The sequence below is a fragment of the Pantoea sp. WEP genome, from assembly GCF_041678305.1.
GTDB classification, from domain to species: Bacteria; Pseudomonadota; Gammaproteobacteria; order Enterobacterales; family Enterobacteriaceae; genus Pantoea; species Pantoea dispersa.
In genome coordinates this window covers 2,292,233-2,305,695 of record NZ_JBGNXB010000001.1, presented here as the reverse complement: position 1 = coordinate 2,305,695, position 13,463 = coordinate 2,292,233, and the positions used below count along the sequence as shown (strand labels likewise).

The window sequence follows — 13,463 nt, the reverse complement described above, 5'->3', positions numbered from 1 at the left end:
GAAAATGTTATTCGTGGCGCGCGAACTTAACAAACATGGCGATATGCGCCGGCTAAGGCAAAATCCCGTTTTCAGTCGCGGGGCGAAGTCGCTACAATAAACAAACACGAAGTGAAGGATTAAGGAAGGCAAAAATGAGTACTGTTGAAAAAATTCAGCGCCAGATCGCAGAAAACCCGATCCTGCTGTACATGAAAGGTTCGCCGAAACTGCCAAGCTGCGGTTTCTCTGCGCAGGCGGTACAGGCGCTGTCTGCCTGTGGTGAGCGCTTTGCGTACGTAGACATTCTGCAAAATCCGGATATCCGCGCTGAGTTACCGAAATACGCCAACTGGCCAACTTTCCCGCAGCTGTGGGTGGATGGCGAGCTGGTCGGCGGCTGTGACATCATCGTTGAGATGTTCCAGCGCGGCGAACTGCAACCGCTGATCAAAGAGACCGCTGAGAAGCACAAAGAAGCAGAATAAGCAAAAGGCCGACAGCAGTGTCGGCCTTTTTTTGGCTGCGGTCTGACGGGCCTCAGGCTGAGGCATCGTCTTCGGCCGGCTCTTCACTCACCGCCAGCGGCCAGCCGCCGAGGCGTTTCCAGCGATTCACCAGTTCGCAAAACAGCGTGGCGGTCTGTTCGGTATCGTACAGCGCCGAGTGCGCCTGAGTGCTGTCAAAATCTATCCCCGCCGCTTTACAGGCCTTCGCCAGTACCGTTTGTCCCAGCACCAGCCCGCTCAGCGCGGCGGTGTCAAAGGTGGCGAACGGGTGGAACGGGTTACGCTTCATGCCGGTGCGCTCTGCTGCCGCCATCAGAAAATTATGATCAAAGGTGGCATTGTGCGCCACGATAATCGCCCGGTTACAGCCACTGTCTTTGGTACCTTTGCGCACCATTTTGAAAATGGCGTGCAGCGCCTCATATTCACTCACCGCGCCGCGCAGCGGATTGCTGGGGTCGATGCCGGTAAACGCCAGCGCTTCGGGATTTAGAATCGCCCCTTCGAACGGCTCCACGTGGAAATGCAGGGTTTCATCGCGGTGCAGCCAGCCATCCTCATCCATTTTTAACGTGGTGGCGGCGATTTCCAGCAGCGCATCGGTTTGCGCATTAAAACCGGCGGTTTCAACGTCAATCACCACAGGATAAAAACCACGGAAGCGTTGATGGAGAGCGTTTAAGGCGTTCGATTCAGACATCAGGATCTCATTGCAGGAAATGGGGCAGCGCGCATTATGGCAAAAATCGGCGCAGGGTGCAGCAGGAGAGGGAAGTCAGCCCGCAAATTAGCAGGCTGACTAACGGCATTAGTTGCCGAGGCCGTGACCGGCGTGTTTGTTTTCGATCAGCTCGATTTTGTAGCCGTCCGGATCTTCCACGAAAGCGATGATGGTGCTGCCGCCTTTGACCGGGCCGGCTTCACGCGTGACGTTACCGCCCGCCTGACGAATGCGGTCGCAGGTCGCCGCGACATCATCCACGCCCAGCGCGATGTGGCCGTAGGCATTGCCGAGGTCGTATTTATCCACGCCCCAGTTGTAGGTCAGCTCAATGACCGCACCTTCGCTCTCTTCGGTGTAACCCACGAAAGCCAGGGTGTACTTGTATTCGGTGTTTTCGCTCTGACGCAGCACGCGCATGCCCAGCACGCGGGTGTAAAAATCGATGGAGCGCTGCAGATCGCCAACGCGTAACATAGTGTGAAGTAAACGCATAACATCCTCTTTTCAAAAGTCATCAGGGAACCCGCTTAGTATAGCGAGGGAATGCCCTGAAGAAAGCACGCGGCCGCACATCCGCTGCGGCCGCGTTTGACTTACAGTGTTGGGTAGTCGGTGTAACCTTCCGCGCCGCCGCCGTAGAAGCTCTCCGGGCGCTGCGGGTTAAGCGGTGCATCCTGCTGCAGGCGCGCTACCAGATCCGGGTTGGCGATGAAGTCACGGCCAAAGGCCACCGCGTCAATCAGGCCACGCGCAATCAGATCGTCCGCTTTTTCCACGGTGTAGGCACCGGCACCGATAATCACGCCCGGGAAGGCGGCACGCACTTTCTGGCGGAACTCATCGGTGTAAGGCTTACCGCCCGCCCAGTCTGGCTCAGACAGGTGCAGGTAGGCGAGGCCGCGCTTGCCCAGTTCGCTGATGTACCACAGTGCCGCTTCTTCTTCATCCGGACCGTTTTCCAGATTCTGGAAGGCGCCGATGGGCGAGATGCGGATACCGATGCGATCGGCTGACCAGTTAGCAATTGCCGCATCGACCACTTCCAGCGCGAAACGGCCGCGCTTCTCAATCGAACCGCCGTATTCATCGGTACGCTGGTTAGAACCGGGTGCGAGGAACTGATGCATCAGATAGCCGTGCGCAGAGTGCAGTTCCAGCAGGTCAAAATCAGCGTCGCGCGCATTGGCTGCCGCCTGGCCGAAGTCTTTAACGATCTGCTGAATTTCTGCCACGCTCAGTTCACGCGGCATGGAGGTATCTTCGCGGTATACGCTGCCGTCGGCGGCGCGCAGCGAGGTGCGGGTGCCAGCGGCGATCGCGGACGGTGCGACCGGCGCTTTGCCATCCGGCTGCACGCTATTATGCGAGATGCGGCCGGTGTGCCACAGCTGAACGGCGCTGTGACCGTGCGCGGCGTGAATACCTTCGTTAATCATTTTCCACGCAGCAATCTGCTCTGCGGTGTGCAAACCCGGCGCACCGGCGTAGCCTTTCGCCTGGAACGAAACCTGGGTGGCTTCGGTAATGATCAGACCCGCGCTGGCGCGCTGCTGATAATACTCCGCCATCAGCGGGGTAGGAATATCGCCCGGTTCAATGCTGCGCAGACGCGTCAGCGGCGCCATAAATACACGGTTAGGTACGGTAATCGCGCCCACTTTCAGCGGGGTGAACAGCTGTTTACTCGCCATGATGACTCCTGTAATAGACCGGTCGTCTAGAAATTGCCGTTTTTAAAAATCAGCGGTGATTAAGCCACTGTTCGATGGTGTCGAGCGCCAGGCTAATCGGCCCGGGCTCACGTGAAATCTTGCTCTGCAGGCTGGCACCCAGCCACAGCAGATAACAGCGTTGCGCCAGCTGCTGCGGGCTTTGCCCATAGGGCAGCGGCTGTTCGGCTGCGACCTCCGTCAGACAGCGTGCGTAAGCCGCCGTAATGGCCGTGGCACCGCGCTGCAGCGCATCGCGCATCGGCTCTGACAGATCGCACACTTCGCCGGAAAGCTTAACGCCCAGACAGCCAACAATGTGACCCTGCTCAATAAATAGCCGTTCCGCGTAGCGAAAATGCTGCAGTAAGCGTTCGCGTGCAGTAACGCCGGGCTGGGTCAGCTGCTGTTCAACCTGCTGCTGATAGTTGACGAAATAGCGCTCGAGCAGCGCCACACCGAACGCTTCTTTCGAGCGGAAGTAGTGGTAAAACGAGCCTTTCGGCACTTCCGCCAGCGCCAGCATTTCGCTCAACCCCATGCCGGTGAAACCGCGCTGCAGGCAGACCTGCTCGCCGGTGGCGAGCAGATGTTCACGGGTTTCGTTGCGTTGCACTGTCTTGTTCATGGCAGGCAGAGTATTAGACCAGTCGGTCTAATGCAATCCTCAGACGCGATTCTGGCACGATTTGATCATATCCAGCTGCGGCTGATACTGCTGCGTCTGGATATTGAACAGGCCGAGCACCGTGTGGAACAGATTATCCTGCGACACCGCTGTCTCTGCCGCCTGCTGGCGCAGACAGGCCTGATCAATGTGATACGCCGCGGCGTAGCCCGGCGACATCCACAGCAGCAGCGGGATGTGCGTCTGCTGCGACGGCGCAAACAGGTACGGCGCACCGTGCAGGTACATGCCGTGTTCGCCCAGTGATTCGCCATGGTCGGACAGATACACCAGCGCCACGTTAAAGCGATTGCTCAGGCCCTTCAGCTTATCGATGGTGCGACTCAGCATATCGTCGGTATACAGCAGCGAGTTATCGTAGGTGTTGACCAGCGCCTGGTGATCGCAATCCTGTATCTGATTGCTGTCGCAGGTCGGCGTAAAGCGCTGGAACGCGGCCGGATAGCGCTTAAAGTAAGCCGGACCGTGGCTGCCCATCTGGTGCAGTACGATGATGCCGTCATTGTGCAGACTGTCGACATAGTTATCAAAGCGATGCAGCAGGACGTCATCGAGGCAGAAGCCATCGTGGCAGTACTGTGGCAGCTGCCACTGCGTCATATCGGTATGCGGCACGCGGTCGCAGGCACCCTTGCAGCCGCCGTCGTTTTCGCGCCACAGCACGCTGACTCCCGCATGGGCCAGCACATCCAGCACGCCTTCCTGATGATGGGCGAGGTTCGCGTCATAGTGCTCGCGCGGCATATTCGAGAACATACACGGCACCGAAATGGCAGTTTCTGTGCCGCAGGAGCTGGCGTTGGGATAATAAATCACCTGCTGCTTTTTCAGCTGTGGGTTGGTGTCGCGCGCATAGCCGCCGAGGGAGAAGTTCTCCGCGCGCGCAGTTTCGCCCACCACCAGCACCACCAGCGTCTTCTTCGGCCCGGCGGTGATTAGCGGTCCTTTCTTCGCATCTTCGCCAATCTTCACCAGCGCCTGGCTGCCCTGCAGATAGCGCTGATCGACATAATGGCCGGTGCCACTGACAATATTGGCAGGGGTGATCATCTTCACCAGCCCTTTGTTATTGCGGATCAGCGAAGCGTAGTCTTTGTAGAACAGCACGGCCATCAGCAGAATCACCAGTACGGCACCGAGCGCACTGGCGAGGCGCTGCAGCAGGTTCCACCACCAGCGCTGGCGATTGCTGATACGGACGCTGCACACCAGCGCGACCGGAAGAATGCCCATCAGCAGCATCCAGATGACATAGTTGCGGCTCATCAGCGCGCCGGTTTCCTGCGCATTCGACTCAAACACGTTTTCGATCATGTTGGTGTCGATGACCGTACCAAAGCTGTGCATAAAGTAGTTGGCGGCGGCGCTGGCGAGAATCAGCACAATCAGCAGCGGTTTGCGTATCCACGGCCAGGCCAGCAGTGAAAAGAGCAGATAAAACGCCGCGACCAGCACCACCGGCATGCTGGCGGCGAACAGGTAATCGTGCACGCGGGTGTAGGGAATAATTTCCCACGCGCGCAATAAAAACAGGGCATTGAGAACAAAGGCAAAGAACAACGCGGCCAGTAAATTAAAACTGTTTTCTTGACACTGTAACTTAGAGATCAGTTTCATGGAGACTCATCGGAATAACGGAATATGACAATCGTATGAATTGAAGATGAGGAAAACCTTAACCGCGTCTCCTTACCTGATTGATTCCCTGACTATTGCCACGGTGACGGAAGCTGGCGTGGTTGTCGCCGTGTACAGTACCAGTAATAACGGTTTATGCCTTGCACTATGTCACTAAGCTGTTATCAATAAGAGTGGATAGGTTCATTGCGGAGGTGATGTGGCTGAGCAATTAGAGTTTTTTCCGGTTCCGAGCCCCTGTCGCGGTATCTGCCAGAGCGATGCGCGCGGCTATTGCCGTGGCTGTCTGCGCAGCCGGGAGGAGCGCTTCAACTGGATGAAATTCAGCGATGCGCAAAAACGCGAGGTGCTGCGCCTGTGTCGTCAGCGCCTGTTGCGCCTGCAGCGTCAGCAAAAAGTGGATGAAAATCCTGATCCACAGCAACCGGAGCTGTTTTAAGAAAACGCGCCGTGCGCATTTGGTTATACTCGCGCTTTCGCTATTGCGCAGAAGGGAGTTTAACCATGTTACAACCGCACGCTATTGCCCCGCAGGGACCCGCTTTTTCGCCGCTGATTGCCGGTTACTGGCGGCTGATGGAGTGGGGCATGACGCCGCAGCAGCTGGTGCAGTTTATTGAGCATCATCTGGCATTGGGCATCACCACCGTTGACCACGCCGACATCTATGGCGACTATCGCTGTGAAGCCGCGTTCGGCGAAGCGCTGCGCCTGGCACCGCAGCTGCGCCAGCAGTTGCAAATCGTCACCAAGTGCGGCATTGCCACCCGCGCGAAACCGGAACATAAAATCGGTCACTACATCACCGAAGCCAGCCACATCCTGCACAGTGCGGAAAATTCCCTGCGCCACTTTGCCACCGATTATCTCGATCTGCTGTTGATTCACCGTCCGGATCCGTTAATGGATGCAGATGAAATCGCTGAAGCCTTCCTGCAGCTGCATCAGAGTGGCAAGGTGCGTTATTTTGGCGTGTCCAACTTTACCGCTGCGCAGTTCACGCTGCTGCAATCCCGTCTGCCGTTTAGCCTGGTCACCAATCAGCTGGAAATCTCACCGCTGGAGCAGTCGGCGCTGCTCGACGGCACGCTCGACCAGTGCCAGCAGACGCGTATGCGCCCGATGGCGTGGTCGTGCCTCGGTGGCGGCCGCCTGTTTAACGATCCGCACTACCAGCCGCTGCGCGATGAGCTGGAACAGGTGCGTCAGGAGATCGGTGCCAGCAATATCGAGCAGGTGGTCTATGCCTGGGTAATGAAGCTGCCCAGTCGTCCGCTGCCGATTATCGGTTCCGGTAAAACTGCGCGCGTGAGCGACGCGGTGAAAGCCTGTGAACTGACGCTGGATCGCCAGCAGTGGTTCCGCATTCGCAAGGCGGCACTCGGCTACGATGTGCCCTGAAGCGTAAATCTGCGTCAAACTACGGCAGCCTGGGCAAAAGCGGTCCAGGCTTAGAGGGAATCTGAACCGTAAGGAGACGTTATGAAAAAAACCATTATGGCCGTGCTGACGCTGGTGTGTGCTGCCGGTGCACACGCGGCGTCAGAAGACGTGACGCTGCATCAGGTGACGGCGCAGGGTATCGGTGAGTCGATCGGTAAGGTGACCATCAGCGAAACCCCGTATGGCCTGCAGTTCGCGCCGGCGCTGAGCGGGCTGAAACCCGGCATTCACGGCTTCCACGTCCACGCCAAAGGCAGCTGTGAGCCCGGCGAATCCGCCGGCAAAACCGTGGCGGCCGGCGCGGCGGGCGGTCACCTCGATCCGCACAACAGCGGCAAGCACCTCGGTCCGTACGCTGACGGTCACCTCGGCGATTTGCCCGCGCTGTATGTCACCGACGACGGCAAAGCCAGCTATCCCGTGGTGGCGCCTCGTCTGAAATCGCTAAGCGAGATCAAAGGCAAAGCGTTGATGGTGCACGTCGGCGGCGATAATCATGCTGACCATCCGCAACCGCTTGGCGGTGGCGGGGCACGTCTGGCCTGCGGCGTGATCTGAGTACCGGGCGGCGACGGGCCTGACCCGCCGCCGCCGCGCAGAAAAATTCTGACCCATTTTCCTGCTACTCAGCGGCAACATTCCATCCTATGATGTTGATTCAGGAACGGAACCGCTCAGGGGCAGGCATGAAAACGCGTGGGATTTTGCTGTTGTGTTTAGCGCTGGTGGGCTGCGATCGCCCGAATGATACCCAGCTGCGACTGGAGGCCAGCCGTCAGCTGCAGCGCGATATAGATACCAATCCGCTGCGCGCCAGTTGTGAAAATATTGCCCGCGGCCGCGAATGGCTGACGCAGCATACCCTGCAGCGGCTGCAAGCCAAAGGCTGTCAGAACGTCCTGCGCAGCGCCACCGAAACCAATTTCACCCATACCGAAATCCGCCGTCACACCATCACCGTGGTGTGCGGCGGCATTCAGGGCACCAGTTTTACCGGCAGCACGCTGGCGCGGCGCTTTATCTACTCGTCGGACGAGAAAGCGCTGGTGATCGAACCGATGTCCGAGCAGGATAAAACCCGCTTTGAAGGGCAGAAGACCCTGCAACAGCTGCACGATGACTTTAATCGGCAGTTTACCCAGTACTGTGAATGATCAATCCGGCACCGCCTGACGCAGCTGCGCCAGCGAACAGCGCAGGCGCCACAAAATACCCGCCAGGGTATTCGCGTCGCTCTCCGGCTGCCCCTGAAGCTGATCAATGGCCTGCTGCAGCGTATCCAGCGCGGTCTGCAGCGAGTCGTGACGCACACCGCGCAAACTCATAATACGCTGCAAATCCTGCAGACTGCTGTCGCGCAGCTGCGCCAGCGCCGGTGAGCGGGGTTGCCAGGCGCGCAGCTGCCAGACAATGTGCGAACAGTTCAGCAGCACCACGCCCCAGCGCAGCAGCCACAGGCGCGCCTGCTCATCACGGCTGTGGCTCAGCTGGCTGATGTGATGATAAATCTGCGATTCAAACCGGCTTTCACTCAGACGCGGCTGGCGACGTAGCTGATCGAGAAAAGCGTGGCGCAGCGCCCGGATATGGCGCCGGCTGCGGCGCGCATCAGAACCCGGCTGTAACACCTGAAACGCCAGCCACGCCAGCAGGACGCCACACACTTTTGCCAGGTTATCGTTAAGGAAGCTCTGGAAATCCCAGTCTGGCGGATTACTTACCGCGATAAACGATCCCATAAACACAATAAACTGGCCCCACAGCGCGGCGCGTTGCTTCTGTTGCAGCTTAAACAGTTGCAGCGTCAGCAGCAGCGGGAACAGCAGCAGCAAAAACTGCCACAGCGCGCTGATTTGCACCATCAGACCAAACTGCAGCACAAAGCTGAACAGCGACAGCCACAGCAGCGTTTTCAGCAGCAGCGACACGCTGCCGCCGGGCGAAGGCGATGACGAGTAGAGCACGCAGGCAATAGCGGTAAGCGTCAGCGCGGCGGCGCCAGCGTCCCACTGGGTACCGATCCAGAACGCGCAGCCCAGCATGATCACGCTAAACGTGCGCAGCGCACTCCAGCCAGCTTCGGCACTGTCGCTGGCACGTGCCAGTGCCGGCGCGTACGGTGGCTGGAAACGGGTGTCAGCGTCGGCGCGCTCGATCAGGCGAATCCAGCGCTCCACATTCAGCCACACCCAGCAGAAGTAGCGCAGCCGCTGGACAAAAGCACGCTGGCGGAAATCACCGTGCACGTCCGGCGTGATGCCGCGCAGAATCTGCGCCAGCCGGTATTTATCACACTGCGGCTGCGCCAGTTCGTGCAGCAGCTGTTGCATTGCGCTGTACAGCGCCGGCGGCGCGTCGGGCCAGTTAAGCAGCATGCGCCGCAGGCTGGAGAGCACGCTGGTCAGGCGCAGCTGCTGATGCAGCACGTAGTTAAGCACGTTATTTTGCCGGCGGAAGCGATAGTGGCTCCAGAAGGCCTGAATGCGCAGCAGATTCATGGTGAGGATTTGGCTGATCACCGTTTCGTGGGCGGTGCGCACATTTTCCGTGCTGCTCTGCTGCAACAGCAGCACCGCGTGGTCAAGCAGGCGGGTGTGCATCTGGCGCAGCGATAGCATCAGTGCGCTGCCGTCCGAGGTGCTGGGCAGGATCATCATCATCAGCCCGGCACAGAGAATCCCGACGATCACTTCGCACACGCGCGCCTGGGTGATGTCCCACAGCTGGCTGACGTCGCTAACGTTAACGCTGCTGAAGGCGATAATCGCGGCGGTGTAACCGGCCAGTGAAAAGGCGTAGGCCACATTGTTCTGAAAATGGCTGGCGACCCAGGTGCAGAGCGCCAGCCAGCCGGCCATGAAAAAGGCAAACAGCCACGGTTCGTTGAGCGTATGACCGGCAATCAGCAGCGCGGCGCTGGCACCGAGCAGGCTGCCGACGATGCGGCCAAGGCTTTTGCTGATGGCACCGCCGACGGTGGGGAAACTCACCACTGCGGCGGACGTCATGGCCCAGTAAGGCTGATCCAGCTGCAGCGCATACGCCAGGGTGAGCGCCAGACACATCGCGATTGCGTTACGCAACGCATAGCGCCACTCGCCGCCGGTTGCCTTTATCCACGGCAGATTGTGCCAGGCCAGCCACTGCAGATTCATGCCGGCCTCAGTGCGCGACAGTGATGGTGCAGGTGGTACCGGCTACCAGCGGCACATTATCCGGTACCGCGTTTAGCCGGATACGCACCGGGACGCGCTGCGCCAGCCTGACCCAGGGCACGTTGGGTTTGATATCAGGCACCAGACCGCCGTCGCTGGCGATGCTTTGGTCGTAAATGGCCCGCCCGATACTCTCCACCTGGCCCTGCAGTCGTGCGCCGTTGCTATACAGCACGATTTGCGCCGCCGCGCCGGGCTGGATATGGCGCAGTTTGGTCTCTTCGAAATAGCCCATCACATAGTAAGAGTGGCTGTCGACCAGCGCGAACAGTGGCGTACCGGCGGTCGCGTAATTGCCGGCACGCAGCGTCAGGTTACTGACCCAGCCGTCGGTCGGTGCCGTCACCGTGGTTTGCTGCAGGTTCCAGCGCGCCTGATCGAGCATCGCCTGTGCGGCTTTCGCTGTGGCGGCCGCCGCATTCGCGTTGAGGCGCGCCGCGTCCATATCTTCAGCGGAGATCACGTTACGCGGCAGGCTGGCACGGCGATCCGCCTCATGCTGCGCTTTGGCGAGGTCGGCCTGCGCCTTCGCCAGCTGGGCCTGCGCATTGGTCAGCGCAATCTGCCACGGCACCGGATCCAGCGTCAGCAGCACCTCGCCTTTATGCACAAACTGATTGTCGCGCACGGCCAGCGTGCTGATACGGCCGGAGACCTCGGGCGTCACGTCCACCAGTTCAGCGCGCACTTTGCCATCGCGCGTCCACGGGGCCTGCATGTAGTAGTTCCACATCCACCAGCCTGCGAGCAGCGCCAGGGTAAACACCACAAGGGTAGAAAAGTACTTAAAGGGGTTGAATTTCATGGTGATTTATCCGAGGCTCAGTATCCACAGTGCGCCGCTCACGCACAGAACAAACAGTGAGAGATCCATTAAGGTGGGGTGCCAGACATCGCCGGAGTAGATCCAGCCGCGCAGCAGCGGATGAATCAGCAGCCAGAAAAAGAAGCCCAGCAGCACCGCTTTGAACAGCGGCGGGAAGAACAGTGAGGCACCGAACACCAGATCGGTCAGCGGCGCTGTCGCGGTGAGCGCGAAGATTGACACGTGGCATCATCCTTTTTACCCGGGCACGGTTAAATCAAGTGTAGACAGCGGGCGTGCCGTCTGGCCCGGGATTTGTAATTTGTCCTGTAAACTCGCAGAATAGTGTAAAATCTGGCTTGATAGCTAGCAAGCTAATTATAAGGAGATGAAATGGATACGCCGCTTGGAACAGATCTGTCTCGCCTGGTGCGCATCTGGCGCGCGTTGATCGACCAGCGTCTGAAGCCGCTTGAGTTGACACAAACCCACTGGGTGACGTTGCACAATATTCATCAACTCCCGCCAGAGCAGTCGCAGATTCAGCTGGCGAAAGCCATCGGTATTGAGCAGCCGTCGCTGGTGCGTACGCTGGATCAACTGGAAGAGAAGGGGCTCATCACCCGCGCCACCTGCGCTAACGATCGCCGCGCCAAGCGCATCAAGCTGACCCGCCAGGCTGAGCCGATCATTGAGCAGGTCGAAAACGTGATAGACGCGACGCGTGACGACATCCTCTCCGGCATCAGCCTCGAAGAGATCAATCAGATGGTGACGCTGATTGCCCGGCTGGAAAAAAACATTCTCGAGTTGCAGAACCGCGAGAAATAAAAAAACCGACGCACTGGCGTCGGTTTTTTTTATCTGTGCGCTTAGCGCGGAGAGACGGTGACCTGGCTGCCGTTGGAGGCCATCACCACGCGCTGGCCGACTGAGTAACGGCTGGCGGACTGCTTCTGCACCACCATAATGGTATTGCCGTCATCCTTACGGATCTCCAGCTCTACGCCGTCAGATTTGTTGAGCGCACCCTGCACGCCCTGACCGGCTACGCCGCCCAGTACCGCACCGCCGGCTGTTGCCAGACTGCGCCCCGCGCCGCCCCCGATGGTGTTTCCGAGGAAACCACCCAGCACCGCACCGCCAATGGCACCGATCACATTACTGTCATCGCCGCCCTGAATTTTTACCGGACGCACGGAGACCAGCGTACCGTATGAGACGCTTTGAACCTGTTTGGCTTCGCTGGCGCTGTAAACATCGCCGGAAAGGGTATCGTTATTAACACAGCCAGCCAGCGTGATACCCGCCAGGGCTACGGCTACGAAACGCTTAATCATGAGAAAGCTCCTTAATGCAAAAAAACGCCATATTCTCGTCCTGTACTGCAACAGTATAAGTCAGAAAATGGTCAATTGACGCGATGTCCGAACAATATGCGGCTGGGCCGAAGCATAGACCACCGCCCATCAACAAAAATTCAATTGCCGGATGAAAATAGTTTGCTGCCGGAATGCGTGTCGCAGCGCAGTTGAAAAGCGGAAATTTATCATAGAATTAGCCCCGGTAATTTGCCAGGCTAAACACAGATGCATTGCAGGCCCGCAAACGGGTAAGGAAGCGCTATGAAATCAGGACGCTATATCGGCGTGATGTCCGGCACCAGCCTGGACGGCGTAGACGTCGTGCTGGCCGCGATCGACCAGCATATGGTGGCGCAACAGGCCAGCTACTGCCATCCCATCCCGCTGGCGCTGCGTCAGCAGGTGCTGGAAATTTGTCAGGGACAGACGCTGACGCTGTCGCAGCTCGGTCAGCTTGATACCCGGCTCGGCCAGCTGTTTGCGGAAGCCGTACTGACGCTGATGCAGCAGCAGGCGCTGGAGGCCAGCGATATCATGGCGATTGGCTGCCACGGCCAGACGGTGTGGCACGAGCCGCAGTCGGCGGCACCGAATACGCTGCAAATTGGCGACAATAACCAGATCGCTGCCGCGACCGGCGTCACGGTGGTGGGCGATTTTCGCCGCCGCGACATGGCGCTGGGCGGCCAGGGCGCGCCGCTGGTACCGGCTTTTCACCAGGCGTTGCTGATGGACAGCGTTGAACGGCGCATGGTGCTGAATATTGGCGGCATCGCCAATCTGTCGCTGCTGATACCCGGTCAGCCGGTGCGTGGCTTTGATACCGGACCAGGTAATATGCTGATGGATGCGTGGATCTGGCGCCACAAAGGCCTGCCGTTTGATAAAGATGCCGGCTGGGCGCGCAGTGGCCAGGTCGTGCCCGCGCTGCTGGAGCAGATGCTCGGCGATCCGTGGTTTGCGCTGCCGCCACCCAAAAGCACCGGTCGGGAATACTTCAACCTGGGCTGGGTGGAACAGCAGCTGCAGCGCTTCCCGGCGCTGGCCCCGCAGGATGTGCAGGCAACGCTGTGCGAGCTGACCGCGCTGACCATCGCCCATCAGGTACAGCTCAACGATGGCTGCGATCGTCTGCTGGTGTGCGGCGGCGGCAGTCGCAATCCGCTGCTGATGGCGCGGCTGGCCGCGCATTTGTCTGGCACTGAAGTGGGCACCACCGATCAGGCCGGTATCAGCGGTGATGATATGGAGGCGCTGGCCTTTGCCTGGCTGGCGTTCCGCACCCTGTCCGGGCTGCCGGGCAATCTGCCGGCGGTAACCGGCGCGCGCGAAATGAGCGTGCTGGGTGCCATCTATCCCGCCAATCCCCACGCAATACGTTAAGGAGCA

Annotated in this window: 16 protein-coding genes; 7 read left to right on the top strand and 9 right to left on the bottom strand. The window is 59.1% G+C overall.

Going from position 1 to position 13,463, the window contains the following annotated elements; all coding sequences use genetic code 11:
• Window positions 1-134 precede the first annotated feature (134 nt).
• Window positions 135-467: a Grx4 family monothiol glutaredoxin gene (locus tag ABVR31_RS10590; RefSeq protein ID WP_021506217.1), complete on the top strand. Its 333-nt coding sequence runs from the start codon at window positions 135-137 to the stop codon at window positions 465-467.
• Window positions 468-519: 52 nt separating this feature from the next.
• Here ABVR31_RS10590 and rnt read toward each other — a convergent pair whose 3' ends face one another.
• The 5 genes from rnt to eptA all read right to left on the bottom strand — a co-directional run bounded on the left by rnt (window position 520) and on the right by eptA (window position 5,226).
• Complete coding sequence (gene rnt, locus ABVR31_RS10585; RefSeq protein ID WP_021506216.1) at window positions 520-1,188, bottom strand: ribonuclease T; 669 nt, start codon at window positions 1,186-1,188, stop codon at window positions 520-522.
• Between the two features lie 108 nt (window positions 1,189-1,296).
• Complete coding sequence (gene gloA, locus ABVR31_RS10580; protein ID WP_021314698.1) at window positions 1,297-1,704, bottom strand: lactoylglutathione lyase; 408 nt, start codon at window positions 1,702-1,704, stop codon at window positions 1,297-1,299.
• A gap of 101 nt (window positions 1,705-1,805) precedes the next feature.
• A complete protein-coding gene (locus ABVR31_RS10575) occupies window positions 1,806-2,903 on the bottom strand; it encodes an alkene reductase (protein ID WP_058776267.1) in 1,098 nt (365 codons plus the stop codon).
• Window positions 2,904-2,952: 49 nt separating this feature from the next.
• Entirely contained in the window at window positions 2,953-3,549 is a 597-nt protein-coding gene (locus tag ABVR31_RS10570) for a TetR/AcrR family transcriptional regulator (protein ID WP_031279165.1), read from the bottom strand.
• Between the two features lie 39 nt (window positions 3,550-3,588).
• Window positions 3,589-5,226: a phosphoethanolamine transferase EptA gene (gene eptA, locus ABVR31_RS10565; RefSeq protein ID WP_372772691.1), complete on the bottom strand. Its 1,638-nt coding sequence runs from the start codon at window positions 5,224-5,226 to the stop codon at window positions 3,589-3,591.
• Window positions 5,227-5,446: 220 nt separating this feature from the next.
• Between eptA and ABVR31_RS10560 the strand changes: the two genes are divergently transcribed.
• From ABVR31_RS10560 to ABVR31_RS10545, 4 genes are all read left to right on the top strand, one after another.
• Window positions 5,447-5,686, top strand: coding sequence for a DUF1289 domain-containing protein (locus ABVR31_RS10560; protein ID WP_021506211.1), 240 nt, complete (start codon window positions 5,447-5,449; stop codon window positions 5,684-5,686).
• Window positions 5,687-5,751: 65 nt separating this feature from the next.
• On the top strand, window positions 5,752-6,648 hold the full coding sequence (locus tag ABVR31_RS10555) for an aldo/keto reductase family oxidoreductase (RefSeq protein ID WP_104092875.1): 897 nt from the start codon (window positions 5,752-5,754) through the stop codon (window positions 6,646-6,648).
• Window positions 6,649-6,729: 81 nt separating this feature from the next.
• Window positions 6,730-7,248 (top strand): superoxide dismutase family protein, encoded by a 519-nt coding sequence (sodC, locus tag ABVR31_RS10550; protein ID WP_021506209.1) that lies wholly within the window; start codon window positions 6,730-6,732, stop codon window positions 7,246-7,248.
• Window positions 7,249-7,376: 128 nt separating this feature from the next.
• Window positions 7,377-7,844, top strand: a complete 468-nt coding sequence (locus ABVR31_RS10545) for a hypothetical protein (protein WP_372772688.1) — start codon at window positions 7,377-7,379, stop codon at window positions 7,842-7,844.
• On the opposite strand, the gene ABVR31_RS10540 is transcribed toward ABVR31_RS10545, so the two are convergent.
• Genes ABVR31_RS10540 through ABVR31_RS10530 form a run of 3 tightly spaced genes read right to left on the bottom strand, consistent with a single transcriptional unit; the run spans window position 7,845 to window position 10,953 of the window.
• Entirely contained in the window at window positions 7,845-9,845 is a 2,001-nt protein-coding gene (locus ABVR31_RS10540; RefSeq protein ID WP_372772686.1) for an FUSC family protein, read from the bottom strand.
• Between the two features lie 7 nt (window positions 9,846-9,852).
• The gene (locus tag ABVR31_RS10535) at window positions 9,853-10,710 is read right to left on the bottom strand and encodes an HlyD family secretion protein (protein ID WP_288422578.1); all 858 of its coding nucleotides are present in this window, start codon (window positions 10,708-10,710) and stop codon (window positions 9,853-9,855) included.
• 6 nt (window positions 10,711-10,716) lie between these two features.
• Window positions 10,717-10,953: a DUF1656 domain-containing protein gene (locus tag ABVR31_RS10530; protein WP_021506205.1), complete on the bottom strand. Its 237-nt coding sequence runs from the start codon at window positions 10,951-10,953 to the stop codon at window positions 10,717-10,719.
• Between the two features lie 150 nt (window positions 10,954-11,103).
• Between ABVR31_RS10530 and slyA the strand changes: the two genes are divergently transcribed.
• A complete protein-coding gene (gene slyA, locus ABVR31_RS10525; RefSeq protein ID WP_010618966.1) occupies window positions 11,104-11,541 on the top strand; it encodes a transcriptional regulator SlyA in 438 nt (145 codons plus the stop codon).
• 41 nt (window positions 11,542-11,582) lie between these two features.
• Here slyA and slyB read toward each other — a convergent pair whose 3' ends face one another.
• The gene (gene slyB / locus ABVR31_RS10520) at window positions 11,583-12,050 is read right to left on the bottom strand and encodes an outer membrane lipoprotein SlyB (protein ID WP_021506204.1); all 468 of its coding nucleotides are present in this window, start codon (window positions 12,048-12,050) and stop codon (window positions 11,583-11,585) included.
• Between the two features lie 285 nt (window positions 12,051-12,335).
• On the opposite strand from slyB, the gene anmK reads away from it, so the two are divergent.
• The gene (anmK, locus tag ABVR31_RS10515) at window positions 12,336-13,457 is read left to right on the top strand and encodes an anhydro-N-acetylmuramic acid kinase (RefSeq protein ID WP_088515851.1); all 1,122 of its coding nucleotides are present in this window, start codon (window positions 12,336-12,338) and stop codon (window positions 13,455-13,457) included.
• Window positions 13,458-13,463: the final 6 nt, after the last annotated feature.